This window comes from Sphingobium scionense, from assembly GCF_014197035.1.
Lineage (GTDB): Bacteria > Pseudomonadota > Alphaproteobacteria > Sphingomonadales > Sphingomonadaceae > Sphingobium > Sphingobium scionense.
Map to the genome: position 1 here is coordinate 1 of NZ_JACIEU010000090.1, position 1,431 is coordinate 1,431.

Annotated in this window: 2 protein-coding genes; both read left to right on the forward strand. The window is 59.6% G+C overall.

The features are described 5' to 3' along the window. The first annotated feature begins 118 nt into the window (after positions 1–118). The gene (locus tag GGQ90_RS28860) at positions 119–526 is read left to right on the forward strand and encodes a hypothetical protein (protein WP_223178516.1); all 408 of its coding nucleotides are present in this window, start codon (positions 119–121) and stop codon (positions 524–526) included. Next, positions 523–1,371 carry a hypothetical protein gene (locus GGQ90_RS28865; RefSeq protein WP_188084653.1) on the forward strand — a complete coding sequence of 283 codons (849 nt, stop codon included), beginning with the start codon at positions 523–525 and terminating at the stop codon, positions 1,369–1,371. The genes GGQ90_RS28860 and GGQ90_RS28865 overlap by 4 nt, the downstream gene beginning before the upstream one ends. The last annotated feature ends 60 nt before the right edge of the window (positions 1,372–1,431 follow it).

Genomic DNA, 1,431 nt, shown 5'->3' on the forward strand with positions numbered 1-1,431 from the left:
TGCTTGAACTCTTCTGTATGCTTGATCATCTCGTCGGTCTCCTGTTGCGAGCTCTAATCGCTCAGGTGACCGGCGCAAATCCGTTACAAGTCCATCGGGCGACCATACCCTCATTGAAATGCTCACAACCAATCCGCTGGACGAGGACCGTCGCCGGCAGCAGCGATCACTGCTTAAGCGCGAGCGCCGACGCTCCGATGCGCAGCAGGAGTTCGTGAACGAGGTAAACAGGAACTTTGAGGGTGTAAGTTCAGGAACAGCGGTTCCAATTCTCGATGACCTCTCGCGCATCTTCCTGCAGGTCGGCCGACACGATTCTGAAGTAGACGGTCTGGTCGCTCTGGTAAGCGAGACTAATCCGGATATCGCCGCAGCTGCCCTCGCGGGCTTCGACGCGATCCTCCGTACAGAGGTTCCTGTCTCCCCGCGCGAACTTGGTGCCCGCGAGGCGAAGGGGCACAGGCTGCACGAGGAGCTGCCAATACTTGCAGCAGTCATGCGACGGATGGGAAAGCCCGAGGAATGATTACCGTCTCCCCTACGCATGCGCTTCTGATCCTCCGGCAATCTGACAACATCCAGGATTCGGACACCCGCATGCGCATCGAGCGCTGGGCCGTCGGCGAACTCGACAGAAACCCGTCGATCGGCAGCGCGGCCGTTCGAGAAATGTGGGAAGGTGCACTCGATGCTGGAGTAACAAACGCGACGGCTATTTGGGTGGTAGGCCAAGGGCATTCGAGTGTTGCCATCGGTCTAGCCATCGAGGAAATCCTCTCGCTCCGACCAGGCATGGCAGTCGATCCACTGAGAATGATCATCAGCGAGGCCATGCTTCGTATACCCCGCCCATCTCTGGAGCACCTTACCGACGCCGCACTTCGGCGCAACGACCTCCCTTCACGCGTGCGGGCGCTGTGGAGCCTCCTTCACTTCGGTCTCAAAGGCGAAGCGGCACGATCGTCACTTGAAGGTCATAGTGAGGCCGATCTGAAGGACCTGCTGGAGGCTACATGGGCACAGAACCCCCTTGATGCGCTCCCGTCTGAAAGCGACGCGGAACGGGCATCTCGTGCGGCGGCGATGGTTCGCGCTTTGGGGCCGACATCCATGCCGGAGGCTACAGATCTTGCACGGCGAAGAGCGATGCGGCCCAAGCGCGGCAGCGACAGCGTCGAGCGTGCCATTCGCGATCTGCAGCAGAACGCCGACCCATTAGCCGGAAAACTCATTGCCGAGTGCCTCCGGACGCCCACGCTCAGCTATTGGTTCCCTGTACTTCTCCACGCGAAGTCTGCACAGTCCAAGCTGCAGGCAGACAAGACATACACGCCACCTAGTGGATTGATCGGAACGAATGAGTCCGCTTGAGGGATTCCCATTCTTTCGGTGCCGTGCGACGATGCGGCATGCGAACGGGTATCGAGATCG

Coding starts and splice junctions, on each gene's coding strand:
- GGQ90_RS28860 (WP_223178516.1), top strand. CDS start 119: ATGCTCACAACCAATCCGCTGGACGAGGACCGTCGCCGGCAGCAGCGA.
- GGQ90_RS28865 (WP_188084653.1), top strand. CDS start 523: ATGATTACCGTCTCCCCTACGCATGCGCTTCTGATCCTCCGGCAATCT.